The organism is Prevotella sp. LCP21S3_D2 (assembly GCF_052118345.1).
In the GTDB taxonomy this organism is placed as follows: Bacteria; Bacteroidota; Bacteroidia; order Bacteroidales; family Bacteroidaceae; genus Prevotella.
Genome location: NZ_JBQKHJ010000024.1, coordinates 13,832 through 30,036 on the forward strand (window position 1 = coordinate 13,832; position 16,205 = coordinate 30,036).

Sequence of the window (16,205 nt, forward strand, 5' to 3'; positions counted from 1 at the left end):
TACGAGCAAGAAATGACTCTATGGGTTAGAAATGACTATCTTTGCAGAAAATTACAATCTGTAAGTTAGTTTAGACTCATGAATCAAGGTAAGTATATATTCAGTCAAATATGTGATTTCCTTCCCAAAAACCAGTTCGATTGGTTCGTAAAAAAATATCAAGGAAACAAATATGTTAAGAAGTTCACTTGCTGGAATCATTTGCTAGTGATGATATTCGCTCAGTTGACCCATCGAGAGAGTCTTCGAGACTTGATAGCTACGCTCAATGCGCATAAGACTAAGTTCAACAGGCTTGGATTTGGCACATCTGTTACCAGAAGTAATCTTTCCAAAGCTAATGAGCAAAGAGAGGCTAAAATATTTGAAGACATGGCGTATCATATGGTCAAGACCGCAAGAGACTTACGCATAGGATTAGTTGACAAAGACTTCTTCTATGAAGGTAATGTCTATGCTTTTGACTCAACAACCATCTCACTTTGCCTAAATGTGTTTTGGTGGAGTAAACTTCATCATGACAAAGGTGGTGTAAAGATGCATACCTTATATGATGTAAAGACAGACATACCATCATTCTTTCTTATAACCAATGCGGATTTACATGATTCCAAGGTAATGAACGAGATACCTTATGAGCCTGATGCTTTATACATATTTGATAGAGCATATATGGACACGGAGCAACTCACCATCATCAATACGATAAAGGCGTTCTTTGTTGTTCGTGAGAAACGTCGTATGTCATATACAGTGATTGAAGACAAACAATATAACAACCCTATAACGGGAGTGATGGCTGATCAAACGATACAGTTTAGTGGATATAAAACACGAAAGCAATACCCTTCCCCAATGAGAAGAATCACCTTTTATGATAAGGAGGGAAACAGAACCTTTGTGTTTTATACCAATAACTCCATCCTCTCTGCAGAGGATATTGCATTGGCTTACAAATATCGTTGGAGGGTAGAGTTGTTCTTCAAATGGATGAAGCAACATCTTCATGTCAAGGAATTCTATGGCACAACCGAAAGTGCTGTAAAGATACAATTGTATAGTGCAATCATTGCATATTGCTTGGTTGCGATTGTTGAACGAAAAATGAAATTGAATATGGAAATGTATGATTTGTTAAGAATTTTATCTGTCTCATTGTTGGACAGAACCCCTCTCGTAGATTTGCTCGGCAAAAGCAAACCTGCCGAGAAGTTACAAACTGTAAGAGAATTAAGTCTTAAATTTATTTAGTGGACACTAGTGGAATCCGATATAGCTGAAGAGGGCGCGGTAGGATTCCCATTCTTCCGGAATATCATTGGCATGTTCTTCGAAATACTTTCTGAGCGTTGCCTCTTCCTCATTGGATGTGGCACCATCCATATACTTGTCGAGCAAGTTCTGTATTCTTTTTATTTCATCATTCATAACTTTTCCTCCTTCTTTATTTTGTTCTGTTTCACGATGTTCATATAAGTCTCTCTGATTTTGAGTCGGGCTCTGGAGAGATTCTTTCGGAGATTATCAGCTGTGCATCCCGTTATCTGCATGATTTCATCGGCAGTATAGCCTTCTATCTCCTTCATGCGGAATATCTGCTGCTGCAAGGGCGGAAGCTGTGCCACTATCTGCTTGATGAGGTTTACCTCGTCCCGTTGCTCTGCCCGCCGGTCTTCTATGGGCACTTCCATCACCTTGTCGGTGGTGAAGTTCCGCTCCTCATGTCGGCACTGGTCATAAAACTTGTTGCGCATGATGGTGATGGCTAGAGCCTTGAGGTTATCTTCTGCCTGGATATTCTGGCGCATGTCCCACAGCCTGAGCATGACTTCCTGCACGAGGTCTTCGGCATTGTCGTCATTCTCAGTCAACCTTAGCGCATACGCTTTCAAGTTGCTGCGCATCGGTAGGATGATATGTTTGAATTCTTCTGTTCTCATAACCTTTACATTCTATAGACGTATGAAATTGAAAAATCGGACATCTAAGAAGAGATTTTTTTCAAAAAATGCTTTCTTTTTTCAAAGAAAAATGTTATTTTTGCAGTCATAAACATAAAATTTTGCAATCGAAAATATTTAAAAACTGAATGGCTTATGGCATCAATAGTTTCTATTATTCCCATCGTGTTGCTGTTCATCCTGATGCTCGGCTTCAAGATGGCAGGTCATAAGAGCGCCTTGCTGACGCTGGTAGTTACCGTGTTGCTCGCTCTCTTCGCAGCTTCGCCGCTAGGCATGATAGCCCCGGAACATGCGGAGGACAGCGTGATCGCCCTGACGGGATGGGCGGTGGTGGAAGGCATCTTGAAGGCGGTATTCCCGATTCTCATCATCATCCTGATGGCTATCTACAGCTATAATATCCTCGTGGAAAGCAAGCAGATAGAGGTAATCAAGAGGCAGTTTACATCGATTACCGATGATAAGGGACTGCTCGTGCTACTCCTCGTATGGGGATTCGGCGGACTGCTCGAAGGTATGGCGGGCTTCGGAACAGCGGTGGCGATACCTGCTGCCATCCTCATCGGACTCGGCTTCAAACCGATGTTCTCGGCTCTGGTATCCTTGATCGGTAATACCGTGGCTACGGGATTTGGTGCCGTGGGCGTGCCGGTTACTACGCTCTGTAATGAGGTGGCTGAAAGCGGATCGGCTTCGGCGGCACAGATTTGCGAGACTTCGGCCTTCGCCATCATCCAGCTGTCACCTCTCTTTATCATCCTGCCTTTCATCATCCTGACGCTTACCGATAAGCATAATCTTATCAAGAATCTCATCATCGCCCTTTGGGTGGGAGTGATTTCCGTGGCAGTGCAGTTTGTATGCGGCTATTATCTGGGTTCGGAGACACCAGCCATCATCGGCTCGCTGGCAGCCATTATCGCCATCATTGCATACGCCAAGGTGTTTGCCAGAAAGAGCAAGGTGCAGGATAAGGAAACCTTTACGCTTGCCGAGAGCCTGAAGGCATGGAGCGTTTACCTCTTTATATTGATATTCATCCTGGTTTCCGGCGCACTCTGTCCTCCGGTCAATGCTTTCCTCAAGAGTCATCTGGTGAGTGCGGTTCATCTGCCTGTGCTCGAAAGCACCTTTAAGTTTGGCTGGATTTCCAATGCAGGACTGATGCTCTTCCTGGGTGCTACGATTGGTGGACTGATACAGGGATTAAGTCTCAAGAGACTGATGGTGATTCTTGCCCGTACCACGGTGAATCTGCGCAAGACGGTAGTGACCATCTGTTCGCTGATAGCCCTGGCAAGTGTGATGAACTATTCGGGAATGATTACTTCCATCGCCTCAGGACTGGTGGCAGTAACGGGTGATTTCTATCCTCTGGTTGCACCGATGATTGGTGCCATCGGAACCTTCGTTACGGGGTCTGATACCTCTTCGAATATCCTTTTTGCCAAGCTCCAGGCTCATGTAGCTAACCAGTTGGGCATGACGGGACAGAGCACATTCTTTGGTATGGAGGGCGGTCAGGAGAACTGGCTGGTAGCTGCCAATACCACGGGAGCCACGGGTGGCAAGATGATCAGTCCGCAGAGCATCGCCATCGCGACTGCAGCCTGCGATATGGAGGGAAAGGATGGAGAGATTCTCCGTTCGGCTATCCCATACGCCCTGCTGTATATCGTATTGGGCGGATTGATGGTTTACTTCGGTTGCTGATATTTTTTCTTATATAAAAAACTGTCCTCATCTGTTATCTCAGATGGGGACAGTTTCAGTTTTATAAATCGACATTAAGATATCTGCAAAGCTTCTTCTCTTTTTTTTTCAAGAACGCAAATCCGCTAGGCGTCCCGCCGGATTTGCAATCCGGCGTCAAAAAAAGTCCTAACCTATTTGGGCTCTGCGGATTTGCAATCCGCAGCAAAGAAGTGTGCTTTTTCCTTTTGTTGGGGGATTATAAATCCCCCGGTTTTAATAGGTCGAACCCTTTTTTGCGGCGGATTGCAAATCCGCCGGGACGCCTAGCGGACTTATGACACACCAACTTCTTTTAAGCATGTCTTTTCTCGTAAGCCAGACTGTGGTCGTGCTGGTCGATATCATGCTTCGACTTACTCTTTACTACGAGCCATACGCCAGAGAATACAAGGATGGCGGCAATCGCCTGCATACCCTTGAATACGGCGAGACCTACGATGACACTCACTGTGACCGATACCAGCGGCTGCACATAGTTATATACACTCACCACGGTAGGGCGCAGAGTCTTCTGACCAATCATCATGCAGATGTAGCCCAGATACGTGCCGAATAGAACTACGTAGCCCGTTTCCCACCAGGTGCTCATCGGAACATGGGCAAAGTCGATGCTCATGACGTGGCTGATGGTGAAAGGCCATATAATGATGGTTGCCCAGAGGAACATCCACTTGTTGATGGTGAAGAGCGAATACTTAGACAGCAGGTTCTTGAAGAGCGACAGGTAGAGGGCGAAGGAAAGCTGAGCCGACATACAGAGCAGGTCGCCCCAGATGTTTCCCACCTTGGCATTGCCAGCCGTAGCACTCGTCATGATGATGATGACGGCACCTGCGCATCCCATCAATACACCGAGTGCCTTCTTCCAGGTGATAGGCTCCTTCAATATCAGGAAGGAGAGAACCATGGCGAAGATAGGCATCGAGGTGGTCATGATGCTGGAATTGCTAGGCGAGGTCATGTTCAGACCGATGGTGTAAGAACACTGGTTGAACACGAGGGCGAAGAGTCCGGCAGCAGCAAACTTGAAGATGTCTTTTACTGGAACATGCTCTTTCTTGGTGAATAATGAGGTGAGCCAAAAGAGGAGAGCACCACCCAAAACACGGAAGCTCACCAGGTCGATGCCGTTGATGCCGTGAAGCATGGCATCCTTGCCTACGGGAGCCATCAGTCCCCAGAATGCGCCGGAACAGAAGAGACACAGGTGGGCGATAAGAGGTCGTTTGTTATCCATTTTTCCTTATTTCTATTTAAATCTTCTTTATTTTGAATAAAATCGAGTGCAAAGGTACAAAATTTCGAGGAATTTTGCTATATTTGCGGTATATTTTTTGGAAGTTAAAGGAGTTAAGAAGTTAAGACAATAGTCTTTTTCCGTTCTTGACTATTAAAGATAGGAGATTATTCTTATGCAGAAATATGCTGATTATATCAAACAGATAGAGATAGAATCTCTTTGGAGCGGTACCAAACATATTCTTTGGAACCTTGACCGCCGTGTCAATATCCTGAGTGGTGTAAACGGCGTGGGCAAGAGTACTATATTAAATAAGGTGGTAAAGGGCTTGGCGGCTGGCGGTGAATTTCCTAGTCACATGATCAAGGGCGTGCATCTGAAGGTGGAGCCGGAGGAGGCGAAGTGGATTAGATATGATGTAATCCGATCGGTAGATAGACCATTGATGAATGCCGAGATGATCAACAAGATAGACCTTACTCTGGTTACCGAACTCGACTGGCAGCTCTTCCAGCTGCAGCGCAAGTATCTGGATTATCAGGTGAACATCGGCAACCGCATCATCGCCGTGCTTCAGAGTGGCGAACCGGATGCTGCCTTCAAGGCTCAGCAACTGAGTGAACCGAAGAGAATGTTCCAGGATATAGTAGATGGTCTTTTCAAGGATACCGGCAAGACTATCATCCGTACAGCCAACGAAATCCGCTTCAACCAGATAGGTGAGCAGCTCTCGCCTTATCAGCTTTCGGCTGGTGAGAAGCAGATTCTCGCCATCCTCCTTACCGTGCTGGTGGAGGACAACCAATCATACGTCCTCTTTATGGATGAGCCAGAAATCAGCCTTCACTTCGAATGGCAGAAGCAGCTCATCGGTCTGGTATTGAAACTGAATCCGAATATCCAGATCATCATGACCACCCATAGTCCTGCTGTGGTGATGGACGGATGGACAGACAGGGTGACGGATGTGAACGATATCACGATTTCGTAATTAATAATGTACAATTAATAATGTACAATTAATAATGTACAATGTATAATGGTAGAATGGGGCATTGTACATTATACATTATAAATTATTAATTAAAAGTATTATGGCTAAACGTTTAACCGATAATATCAATTCCCTCTACTTCGAGGCCGCCAACAAGATGACCTCGAAGAAGGCTCGGCGCAAGATAGTGGCTTATGTCGAAAGCTACGATGATGTCTTCTTCTGGCGTTCGGTATTGGGAAAGTATGAGGATGAGACGCGCTATTTCGAAATCCTGCTTCCTACCCGCAACAACCATCTGGACCGTGGCAAGAAGGCGGCTATCGTGAATATGCTCAAGGGAGTGGGAAGGGATATGATAGCCTGCGTGGATGCCGACTATGATTTCCTGAGGCAGGGTTCTACCGAAGCCTCGCAGCAGATGCTGGAGAATCCCTATATCTTCCATACCTACGCTTATGCCATCGAGAATTTCCAGTGTTATTCCAAGGGTTTGCATGAAACCTGCGTGATGGTGACGTTGAACGATGCCCATATCTTCGATTTCGAAAGATTCATGGAGGCGTATTCCCGTACGATATGGCCGCTCTTCGTATGGCATCTTCTCTTTTATATCCGTCATTGCAAGATGTCGATGCATTTTGATATGGCAGAGTTTGACAAGGTCATCGTATTGCCATCAGTCAGAATCCAGGACCCGCAGCAGGCTATCAATTATCTTGCCAAGAAGGTGAGGGCGAAGCTTTTCCAGCTGGAGCGCCGCTTCAAGACGTTCAAGGATGAGCTGCCGGATATGATCCAGTATCTGAATAATCTGGGGGTAAACGAGCATAATACCTATTTATATATACAGGGTCATCATCTTTTCGACCTGGTGGTTTTCCCTTTGGTGCAGAGCGTCTGCGATACGCTGCGCAATGTCAGGGAGAATGAAATCCGTGCCAGGGCTGTCCATACCGAGCAGGCACGGACAGAGATGGCATGCTATGAGAACAGTCTGGGCAAGGTGAAAATGATGATGAAGAAGAACACCTTCTACCAGTTCTCTCCGGAATTCCAGAAGATTCAGGCGGATGTGGAAAGATTTTTAGAAAGGTAAAAAAGTAAAAAGGTAAAAAGGTAAAAGGGTAAAAAGGTAAAAAGAAAGCAGGCAGATGACATTCCGCCAGGCTCTTTTTACCTTTTTACCCTTTTACCTTTCTACTTTTAAATTTATACGTATGTCTCCAGGAACTTCAAGGTTCCTTCTACCTTCAATGTCTGGGTAGAGGCAGGAACTACGATGCTCTCGCCACCCTGGAGCGTAATCTCGTTACCCTCGTTGTCGGTAATCTTAGCCTCACCCTTCAAGCCAATCAGAATCACGAAGCTGTCCAGCTCTGAATAATCCAAAGTCATAGGTTCATCGAGATCATAAACGGCTGTGGTGAAGTAAGGGCACTGTACCATGCTAACACCCTGGTTCTTGGCAGGAGTGTAGTTCTGGCGATAGTCTGGCAATACGGTGTAGTCGATGCACTCGGCAGCCTCCTTGGTGTGGAGCTGGCGATAGTTGCCATCCTTGTCCTTGCGCTTGAAGTCGTAGATGCGATAGGTTACATCGCTGGTCTGCTGAATCTCTGCAACGAAACAGCCTGTTCCGATGGCATGGATTCTGCCGGCAGGGATAAAGAAGCAGTCGTCCTCCTTCACGTTATACTGAGCCAGGGCATCGGTGATGGTATCATTCTCCACCATCTCCTTGTACTGCTCAGGAGTAATCTGCATCTTCAAGCCGTTGTAGAGCTTGGCATCTGGCTCGCTTGGCAGCGCATACCACATCTCGGTCTTGCCGCGCTCCTTACCCTGCTTCTTGGCAATTTCGTCATTAGGATGTACCTGGATAGAAAGGTCGGTATTGGCATCGATAAACTTGATAAGCAATGGAAACTCGTTGCCAAAACGCTTGTAGTTCTCTGCACCGAGGAAGTTCTCCTTCAACTCAGCAACTACCTCATTGAGTTTCTTGCCCTTCATCTCGCCGTCAGCTACGATGCTCTCGTTGCCAGGAACACCTGAGATTTCCCAACTCTCGCCAACTTTCTCCTGTTTGATGTCAAGATGCTTGAAGGCGATAATCTTGTTTCCACCCCAGATGGTGGACTTCAATAGTGGTTCAAATTTTAATGGTTTCATAATTTTATGGAATTAGTTGATAAAATGTTCTATTGTAATAGAACTCTTCGTTCTTTACTCTTCACTTGAACTCTAGTTCTCTCTCCAGAAGGCAGGAGTAAAGATTACCAGTACGCTGAATATCTCCAGACGTCCGATGAGCATCATCAGCGAACAGAACCATTTTGCCACATCCGGCAGTTCGCTCCACGACATCGTCGGACCAATCTCCGTGCCCAGCGTAGGACCTACGTTGCCCACACAGCTCAGGGTGATGGTGATGGCATTGGTGTTGTCGATGCCCATGGCTATCATCGTGAAGGAGATAACCAGACAGATGATGAGATAGGTGGTGAGGAAGGCGAGCAAGGTGACTCGTTTCTGCATCGGTACGTTCACGCCATCAATCTTCAATGGAAGTACGGCGTTAGGATGCAGAATCTGGCGGAATTCATTCTTCACCATTCTTACCAGCATCACGGCGCGGATACATTTCAAACCTCCACTCGTACTGCCCGAGCAGGCTCCGAAGAACATGCAGGTTGCCAATACCACCCAGGTGACATGAGGCCAGAGGGCAGCATCATCATTAAACAAGCCTGTGGTGGTGATGAATGAAACCACCTGGAAGACGGCGCTGCGGAAGGCATGCTCCATATCGTAGTTGCGTATCGCCATCAGCTCTACCATGATGAAAGCCGTGAATGCCGCAACCAGGAATGCATAAAACTTGAATTCCGAGTTCTTGAACAGATCCTTGATCTTGAACTTAATGACTGCTGCATAAAGTAGGGTGAAGTTCACACCCGATAGGAAGCAGAAGAACGTACAGATGTATTCTAGCGCTGGTGAATGGAAGAACTCGGTACTGCTGTTGTGGGTAGAGAAACCACCCGTTGCCGTCGTGGTCATCGCATAGTTGAAACTGTCGAAGAGGTTCATTCCCGCCACATAGTAAGATACGATGCAGGCAATGGTGAGCACAAGATAGATACTCCATATCCATTTTGCCGAAGTGGAAAGACGGGGATGAAGTTTGGTCTTGATAGGACCCGTAGCCTCGGCAGCAAACACCTTGGTCTGTCCTCCTACAAGCGATGGCAACAGGGCGATGGTGAAGAACACGATTCCCAGACCGCCTATCCACTGTGTGAGCGATCGCCAGAAGAGCAAACCGTGAGGGAAGCATTCTACATCATCAAGAATGGTGGCACCCGTGGTGGTGAATCCCGACATCGTCTCGAAGTAGGCATCCGTAAAGTTGTTGATGTAGCCGCTTACCATGAAGGGCAGCGTACCGAAGAGACTGAAGATAATCCATGAGAGCGAAACCACGAGGTAAGCATCACGGCGCGACATCGAGTTGTCGGCTCCATGGCCCTTCCATTTCAGGATAAGTCCGCCTCCGATGGTGATGAGTGTTGCCACAATGAAGGCGAAGATATCATCCTGCTGATAGTAATAGGCTACCAGCAGACTGATGAAGAGCAGGAATGCCTCGATGAAAAGCAGCTGCCCCAAGACCTTGTATATCAGTTTACTGTTTATCATTTTATCTGATTTTCCTTTGTATCATCGTTCTTTGTGTGCTGATTACACAAAGTACTTCTCTATTTTCTTCATATTGATGTTATGGCAGAATACCATCACCGAATCGCCTGGTTCTATCTGGGTATTACCCGAAACGAGCATACCTTCGCTCTTGCGTACCAGTCCACCAATGGTTACACCGATAGGCATACCGAGGTCTTTCACCGGTTTCTTGGTAACCTTGGAACCTTCTTTGGCGATGAACTCAGCCACATCGGCATTGGCATTCATCAGGAAGCGGACGTTCATCACGTCAGCATCCAGCATCATCTGATAGATGTAGCTGGCGGCAATCATCTTTTTGTTGATGATGGTACCGATATCCAGACTTTCTGCCATGCTCACATAGTCTACATTCTCAACGGCAGCTACCGTCTTTCGCACACCCATTCTCTTGGCTGTAAGACAAGCCAGGATATTGGTTTCTGCATTGCCGGTCAGGGCAACGAATGCCTGGGTGCTTCTGATTCCTTCTTCGGTGAGCAATGGAATGTCTCGTCCATCACCATGAATAATCAGGGTCTTGTTCTCGTCCAGAATGTCGTTGAGATATTCGCAGCGGTTCTCATCCTTCTCGATGATTTTGCACTCCATGTATTCAGGCATCTTCTTGACGGCTCTTACGGCAGTGCGTCCGCCACCCATGATCATCACGTTCTTCACGTCTACATAATGTTCCTTGCCCACAATCTTGCGGATATATGGAATATAGTTGCGGGTAGTCATGAAGTAGGCAAGGTCGTAGAGCTTCAGTTCATCGTTACCACCAGGGATGATGGTATCGCTGCCTCGCTTGATGGCTACCACGTGGTATGGGTCGTTAGGACCGCTGATGTTCTTGAGCGGTTCGTTGAGGATTTCGCATCCTTCGCGCAGCTTGATGCCGAGCATGACGAGTGCTCCGTCGTGCACATCCCAACGCTGGCGAACCCAACTCATTTTCAGACCGTTATTGATATCTACTGCAGCCAGCATCTCAGGATAGATGAGCTTGCTGATGCCCAGATTCTTGAAGAATTCCTGTGCTTGTGGCTCCATGTATTCCGGATTGTCAACACGGGCTACTGTACGCTTTGCACCCAGGTTCTTGGCAAGGATGCTAGCTGTGATATTGGTACTCTCTATGGGGGTGACAGCAATGAAAAGATCTGCACAGTCGGCTCCTGCATCACGCAGAATCTTCAGACTGGTAGGCTTTCCTACCATCGTGAGCAGGTCACAGTCTGAGCCGATGCTTGCCAGTCGCTCTTCGCTTTCGTCGATGAGTGTAATTTCTTCATTGCTGCGAGACAGCAGTCTCGCCAAGTGTGTACCTATGGCGTATGCGCCAGCTATGATAATCTTCATTTCTTTATTGCTTCTTTGATTGAATCTTTATCCAGATGCACGATTTCTCTCAGTTCTGCCACAGTACCATGTTCCACGAAGGTATCTGGTATTCCCATTCGTGTGATGTGAGGCTGATAGTCGTGATCGTTCATCCATTCGAGTATGGCAGAACCCATTCCGCCCATCCTTACTCCATCTTCGATGGTAATGATGCGGCTGAACTTTTCTCCCACCTCTTTTAATATGTCTTCATCGAGAGGTTTCAGGAAGCGCATATCGTAGTGGGCTACGCTCATGCCTGTTTCTGTTTCTACTTCGGCGATGGCCTTGGCTGCATCATTTCCGATAGGACCGATGGTGAGCACAGCCACGTCCTTTCCATCCTTTAGTTTTCTGCCGGTACCGGTCTTGATTTCTTCCATCGGGTTGCGCCAGTCTACCAGCACACCGTTTCCTCTTGGATAGCGGATTACGTAGCTGCCCTGGTTTGGCAATTGTGCTGAATACATCAGGTTGCGCAACTCATGTTCGTTCATAGGAGAAGCGATGGTAAGATGCGGTATCGGACGGAGGGCTGCCATATCGAAGACTCCGTGATGGGTTGGACCATCTTCGCCTACCAGTCCCGCTCTGTCCAGGCAGATGACTACCGGCAGATTGAGCAATGCCATATCATGGATGATATTGTCGTAGGCACGCTGTGCAAACGAACTGTAGATGTTGCAGAAAGGAATCAGTCCATCTTTCGCCATACCTCCAGAGAAGGTGACGGCATGTCCCTCTGCAATACCCACATCGAAAGTGCGGTTAGGCATCGCCTTCATCATGATGTTCATGGAGCATCCTGTAGGCATGGCTGGAGTCACACCTACTATCTTTTGGTTCTTTTGAGCCAGTTCCAGCAAGGTTTCGCCAAAGACATCCTGGAATTTTGGCGGCTGGTTGCTGGTATCCTTAATCAGTCGCTCACCTGTTTCTGGGTCGAACTTACCCGGTGCGTGCCAGATGGTGGCACTCTTCTCTGCCGGTTTATAACCCTTGCCTTTGGTAGTATGCAGATGCAGCAGCTTAGGACCCTTCATCTGCTTGAGCTGTTTCAGCACTCTCGCCACTTCCTTGACATCGTGACCGTCGAACGGACCGAAATATCGGATGTTCATTCCTTCGAAGATGTTCTGCTGATGGCTCAATGCAGACTTCAGCGCATTGTTAAGACGTAGGATTCCCTTTTTACGGTCTTCGTTCAGATACCCTTTGGAGTGTAGCCACTGTGAAGCCTTGAAGCGGAGCCTGTTGTAAGTTTCATTGGTATCCAGATTGAGAAGGTATTTTTCCATACCACCTACGGCCCTGTCGATACTCATATCGTTGTCGTTGAGGATGATGAGCATATCGTTCGGGGTGCTCGAAACATTGTTCAAGCCCTCGAAAGCCAGTCCGCCACTCATCGCACCGTCGCCGATGACAGCAACGATATTACGGTTGGTTTCTCCAGTTTCTCTTGCAGCAACAGCCATACCGAGTGCTGCGGAAATGGAATTGCTCGCATGTCCGCAGGCGAAGGTATCGTATTCGCTTTCCAAAGGAGTAGGGAATGGACGGATGCCGTGCAACTTGCGGTTGGTACAGAAGTTGTCGCGGCGACCTGTCAGGATTTTATGCCCGTAAGCCTGATGTCCTACATCCCATACGATACGGTCGTAAGGGGTGTTGAAGATATAATGAAGGGCTACGGTTATTTCAACCACACCAAGAGAGGAGGCAAAATGACCAGGATTTACGGCAACCTCGTCGATAATGTCTTCTCTTAACTCTTTACAAACTTGCGGCAGCTGGTCAATACTCAACTTGCGCAAATCTTCTGGGTATTTTATTTTACTTAATAGACTAAACTTGTTCTTGTCCATGTTTTCTTTGTGAAAATCTTCTGCAAAGATAATGCTTTTTTCCTATATAAAGCACTTTTGAGGCAATATTTTCGATTTTTCCGATAATTCTTTGTATTTTTGCAAAGGAATTTTGGAGGAATAGAATGAAAAGTCTGAATAATAAATTAATAACAAGCAATTAAATACCTTATAGGAATGAGAAAAAACGTATTACTGATTGGAGCCATGCTGATGGCTTCCATGTCTATGATGGCGCAGACCAAGGGGGGCGGCATCAGTCAGTCTGCTCTTCAGCAGATGGAGAAGAACCATGCATGTGCTGCACACAAGGCTCTCTTTAATGCTGTTGCTAACAACAATATCGATGACCTGGTAAAGAATCATGCCAATGAGGCTCCTGTTGATACCCATTTCAGCATCGAGACTCCTTCTCAGAGCATTCATAATCAGAAGAGTTCGGGCCGTTGCTGGATGTTCAGCGGCTTCAATGTGCTCCGTTCCAACTTTGCTGTCAACGACAAGCAGGGTAGAGTGGTGGAGTATTCTCAGGATTATCTCTTCTTCTACGACCAGTTGGAGAAGGCTAACCTCATGCTTCAGGGTGTCATCGACCTCGGTAAGAAGAGCATCGAGGATCCTCAGGTGCAGTTCTTCTTCAAGAACCCTCTCAACGACGGTGGTACTTTCTGTGGCGTTGCCGACCTGGCTAACAAATATGGTCTCGTGCCTATGAGCGCTCAGCCTGAGACTTTCTCCAGCAACAATACTTCCAAGATGAGCCGCCTTATCAGCAGCAAGCTCCGTGAATATGGTCTGGAACTCCGCAAGATGGTAGCTCAGGGAAAGAAACCTGCTGCTATCCAGGCTCGTAAGACAGAAATGCTGGCTCAGGTTTATCGCATGCTCAGCCTTACTTTGGGCGAGCCTGTAAAGGAATTCACTTATGCTTTCCGTGATAAGGATGGCAAGCAGATTGGTGAGGCTAAGAAGTATACTCCTAAGAGTTTCTATGAGGAGACGGTTGGTAAGGATCTCAACGGCACCTTCATCATGGTGATGAACGACCCACGCCGTCCTTATCACAAGACATACGAGGTAGAATACGACCGTCATACCTATGATGGTCATAACTGGAAATACCTGAACCTGCCTATGGAGGAGATAGCCCAGCTCGCTATCGCTTCCCTGAAGGATGGTCATAAGATGTATTCAAGCTATGATGTGGGCAAGCAGCTCGACAGAAAGCGTGGCTATCTGGCTCTCGATAACTTCGACTATGGCAGCCTCTTCAATACAACATTCCCAATGAACAAGGCTGACCGCATCGCTACTTTCGATAGCGGTTCTACTCATGCCATGACTCTGACTGCCGTTGATCTGGATGCAGCAGGCAAGCCTGTGAAGTGGAAGGTTGAGAACAGCTGGGGTGCTGACAATGGTTTTGGTGGATGCTTCATCATGACCAACGATTGGTTCAATGAGTACATGTTCCGCCTGGTAGTAAACAAGAAGTATGCTTCTGAGCAGCTCTTGAAGGAATTCGACCAGAAGCCAACCATGCTGACTCCAGATGATCCTCTGTTCCAGTTGGAAGACTAATAATAAGAATATTCAAAGCCATATATGGTGTATCATGCGCCATATATGGCATATTGTTTCTAGTAATCAACATAGAATTAGGTATAGATGAATAAGCGGGAAGTTTTTGGGCATTTTTTCAAATCATATTATGGTCGATTATATTATTATGCGCTGCAACTTCTGAAAGATGAGGAGGCAAGCCGAGATATCGTGAGTGGCGTTTTTGCTCACGTATGGGAGAATTTCGACTCCTATGACATGCAAACCTTACCAGCCTTCTTGCTTAAAACCGTGAAAAATAAGTGTTTAGACTATCTTCGGCATACAGCTGTTCATGCACAATATGCCGATTACTATCTTCATGCAGTAGATCAATACTATGAAGATAATGATATCCAGAAAGAACGTCAGCGGCAAGTAGAAGAAATGTTGGATTTGTTACCGGATACTACTCGTCATGTTTTGGAAGAATGTTATCTTAACCATAAGAAATATCGGGAAGTAGCAGATGAGATGAATGTCTGTCAGGAAACGGTCAAGCGCCATATCATAAAGGCCTTGAAACTGTTAAGAGAACATTATCATCAAATAAAAACTTGAAAATAATCAAAAGAATCTCAATTGGGGATGTTACTATTTTGGTAGGTAAAACGTATTATTTTTAGTAAAGAAATAGAAATATGATGAAGCAAACAGATATTTTTAATGATGAGAGTTTACAGAATGACATCCAAGACTTGGTTGCCATAGAACAGGCTATGATACGAAAAACATATCCTCTGCCAAACCTTGACAAGGAGTTGGAGAAGATAGTAGGCAAAGAAAATTCGGATGCCGAAGAGCCTGTGAAACATCAATATCCGATGATGAGAATGCTGATGAGTGCTCTGATGGGCGCTGCTGCTATGTTGGCGATAGTTTTTGTATGGCAGTGGGTGAGCTCCAGGCAGACTATTGATGAAGCTACCGGAAATCGGATAACGCAAAATGTATCTTCTGAACAAGGTATGACAATGCTTCAGACTGCAGATGGTGAGATGATTACTCTGACACTGGCTGATGGCACTGAAGTAAAGCTCAATAGTAATAGTAAGATTACTTATCCCCACTGCTTTAAGGGAGCAGAGCGTATGGTGCATCTTGAAGGAGAAGCATTCTTCAAGGTAAGGCACGACAGTAAGCGTCCTTTTGTGGTGGATGCAGGTGGTGTCTTGACCAAGGACTTGGGTACTTCTTTTAATATCAAGGCTTATCAGGGTAGTGACTGTAAAGTGACTTTGGTTGAGGGAAAGGTGGAAGTCCTGGCAAAGAACAGTCAGCATAAACCTGTGACATTGAATCCGGGACAGCAATATTCCTTAAGTGCAAAGGAGACTGTTTCTGGGCAGATAATTAATGTAAATACGGATGAAACTACCGCATGGGCAGATGGTGTGCTCTATTATCACGACCAGACTTTGGAATACATCTTGGATAATCTTGCAGCATATTATCAGAGTAAGGTGGTATTTAGAAATCCTGCAGTCAAAACCAAGCATCTCGATTTCTCCGCAGATAAGAGTGGCAGTATAGAGGATGCTATAGGACTCTTGAATAATCTGGGAGTTGCAAAGGTTAGTTTTAAGGGAAATACTATATATATAGAATAAGGTATTTAAGTAAATCTTGATGTATCGTCACATCGGCATTTTTGGGAAATTATAATTCCT

Annotated in this window: 14 protein-coding genes; 7 read left to right on the plus strand and 7 right to left on the minus strand. The window is 46.2% G+C overall.

Annotated features, from left to right (window positions below; genetic code table 11):
• The first annotated feature begins 78 nt into the window (after positions 1-78).
• Entirely contained in the window at positions 79-1,251 is a 1,173-nt protein-coding gene (locus tag ACTQ16_RS13035; protein WP_441937785.1) for an IS4 family transposase, read from the plus strand.
• Between the two features lie 6 nt (positions 1,252-1,257).
• On the opposite strand, the gene ACTQ16_RS13040 is transcribed toward ACTQ16_RS13035, so the two are convergent.
• Positions 1,258-1,428, minus strand: a complete 171-nt coding sequence (locus tag ACTQ16_RS13040; protein WP_441937787.1) for a hypothetical protein — start codon at positions 1,426-1,428, stop codon at positions 1,258-1,260.
• Entirely contained in the window at positions 1,425-1,940 is a 516-nt protein-coding gene (locus ACTQ16_RS13045; protein WP_295348371.1) for an RNA polymerase sigma factor, read from the minus strand. The genes ACTQ16_RS13040 and ACTQ16_RS13045 overlap by 4 nt, the downstream gene beginning before the upstream one ends.
• A gap of 156 nt (positions 1,941-2,096) precedes the next feature.
• Between ACTQ16_RS13045 and ACTQ16_RS13050 the strand changes: the two genes are divergently transcribed.
• Positions 2,097-3,677: an L-lactate permease gene (locus ACTQ16_RS13050; RefSeq protein WP_441937789.1), complete on the plus strand. Its 1,581-nt coding sequence runs from the start codon at positions 2,097-2,099 to the stop codon at positions 3,675-3,677.
• Between the two features lie 334 nt (positions 3,678-4,011).
• Here the strand turns inward: ACTQ16_RS13050 and ACTQ16_RS13055 are convergent, their stop codons facing one another.
• Positions 4,012-4,956, minus strand: coding sequence for a DMT family transporter (locus ACTQ16_RS13055; protein WP_441937790.1), 945 nt, complete (start codon positions 4,954-4,956; stop codon positions 4,012-4,014).
• Between the two features lie 175 nt (positions 4,957-5,131).
• On the opposite strand from ACTQ16_RS13055, the gene ACTQ16_RS13060 reads away from it, so the two are divergent.
• Both ACTQ16_RS13060 and ACTQ16_RS13065 read left to right on the plus strand, forming a co-directional pair.
• Positions 5,132-5,950 (plus strand): AAA family ATPase, encoded by an 819-nt coding sequence (locus tag ACTQ16_RS13060; RefSeq protein WP_153121923.1) that lies wholly within the window; start codon positions 5,132-5,134, stop codon positions 5,948-5,950.
• 103 nt (positions 5,951-6,053) lie between these two features.
• Complete coding sequence (locus tag ACTQ16_RS13065) at positions 6,054-7,052, plus strand: DUF4435 domain-containing protein (protein ID WP_295348364.1); 999 nt, start codon at positions 6,054-6,056, stop codon at positions 7,050-7,052.
• 113 nt (positions 7,053-7,165) lie between these two features.
• On the opposite strand, the gene ACTQ16_RS13070 is transcribed toward ACTQ16_RS13065, so the two are convergent.
• The 4 genes from ACTQ16_RS13070 to dxs form a co-directional block, all read right to left on the minus strand.
• Entirely contained in the window at positions 7,166-8,128 is a 963-nt protein-coding gene (locus ACTQ16_RS13070) for a type I phosphomannose isomerase catalytic subunit (protein ID WP_153121921.1), read from the minus strand.
• 72 nt (positions 8,129-8,200) lie between these two features.
• Complete coding sequence (locus tag ACTQ16_RS13075; RefSeq protein WP_441937792.1) at positions 8,201-9,658, minus strand: TrkH family potassium uptake protein; 1,458 nt, start codon at positions 9,656-9,658, stop codon at positions 8,201-8,203.
• Between the two features lie 42 nt (positions 9,659-9,700).
• Positions 9,701-11,044, minus strand: a complete 1,344-nt coding sequence (gene trkA / locus ACTQ16_RS13080) for a Trk system potassium transporter TrkA (RefSeq protein ID WP_294970933.1) — start codon at positions 11,042-11,044, stop codon at positions 9,701-9,703.
• A complete protein-coding gene (gene dxs, locus ACTQ16_RS13085) occupies positions 11,041-12,933 on the minus strand; it encodes a 1-deoxy-D-xylulose-5-phosphate synthase (RefSeq protein ID WP_294970935.1) in 1,893 nt (630 codons plus the stop codon). The genes trkA and dxs overlap by 4 nt, the downstream gene beginning before the upstream one ends.
• A gap of 177 nt (positions 12,934-13,110) precedes the next feature.
• Between dxs and ACTQ16_RS13090 the strand changes: the two genes are divergently transcribed.
• From ACTQ16_RS13090 to ACTQ16_RS13100, 3 genes are all read left to right on the plus strand, one after another.
• On the plus strand, positions 13,111-14,514 hold the full coding sequence (locus ACTQ16_RS13090) for a C1 family peptidase (protein ID WP_297157215.1): 1,404 nt from the start codon (positions 13,111-13,113) through the stop codon (positions 14,512-14,514).
• Positions 14,515-14,601: 87 nt separating this feature from the next.
• Positions 14,602-15,096 carry an RNA polymerase sigma-70 factor gene (locus ACTQ16_RS13095; protein ID WP_441937794.1) on the plus strand — a complete coding sequence of 165 codons (495 nt, stop codon included), beginning with the start codon at positions 14,602-14,604 and terminating at the stop codon, positions 15,094-15,096.
• Between the two features lie 80 nt (positions 15,097-15,176).
• Positions 15,177-16,145 (plus strand): FecR family protein, encoded by a 969-nt coding sequence (locus ACTQ16_RS13100; RefSeq protein WP_349226358.1) that lies wholly within the window; start codon positions 15,177-15,179, stop codon positions 16,143-16,145.
• The last annotated feature ends 60 nt before the right edge of the window (positions 16,146-16,205 follow it).

Bases quoted from the DNA above. Each gene is read 5' to 3' on its own strand.
- ACTQ16_RS13035 (WP_441937785.1), top strand. From the start codon at position 79: ATGAATCAAGGTAAGTATATATTCAGTCAAATATGTGATTTCCTTCCC.
- ACTQ16_RS13040 (WP_441937787.1), bottom strand. From the start codon at position 1,428: ATGAATGATGAAATAAAAAGAATACAGAACTTGCTCGACAAGTATATG.
- ACTQ16_RS13045 (WP_295348371.1), bottom strand. From the start codon at position 1,940: ATGAGAACAGAAGAATTCAAACATATCATCCTACCGATGCGCAGCAAC.
- ACTQ16_RS13050 (WP_441937789.1), top strand. From the start codon at position 2,097: ATGGCATCAATAGTTTCTATTATTCCCATCGTGTTGCTGTTCATCCTG.
- ACTQ16_RS13055 (WP_441937790.1), bottom strand. From the start codon at position 4,956: ATGGATAACAAACGACCTCTTATCGCCCACCTGTGTCTCTTCTGTTCC.
- ACTQ16_RS13060 (WP_153121923.1), top strand. From the start codon at position 5,132: ATGCAGAAATATGCTGATTATATCAAACAGATAGAGATAGAATCTCTT.
- ACTQ16_RS13065 (WP_295348364.1), top strand. From the start codon at position 6,054: ATGGCTAAACGTTTAACCGATAATATCAATTCCCTCTACTTCGAGGCC.
- ACTQ16_RS13070 (WP_153121921.1), bottom strand. From the start codon at position 8,128: ATGAAACCATTAAAATTTGAACCACTATTGAAGTCCACCATCTGGGGT.
- ACTQ16_RS13075 (WP_441937792.1), bottom strand. From the start codon at position 9,658: ATGATAAACAGTAAACTGATATACAAGGTCTTGGGGCAGCTGCTTTTC.
- trkA (WP_294970933.1), bottom strand. From the start codon at position 11,044: ATGAAGATTATCATAGCTGGCGCATACGCCATAGGTACACACTTGGCG.
- dxs (WP_294970935.1), bottom strand. From the start codon at position 12,933: ATGGACAAGAACAAGTTTAGTCTATTAAGTAAAATAAAATACCCAGAA.
- ACTQ16_RS13090 (WP_297157215.1), top strand. From the start codon at position 13,111: ATGAGAAAAAACGTATTACTGATTGGAGCCATGCTGATGGCTTCCATG.
- ACTQ16_RS13095 (WP_441937794.1), top strand. From the start codon at position 14,602: ATGAATAAGCGGGAAGTTTTTGGGCATTTTTTCAAATCATATTATGGT.
- ACTQ16_RS13100 (WP_349226358.1), top strand. From the start codon at position 15,177: ATGATGAAGCAAACAGATATTTTTAATGATGAGAGTTTACAGAATGAC.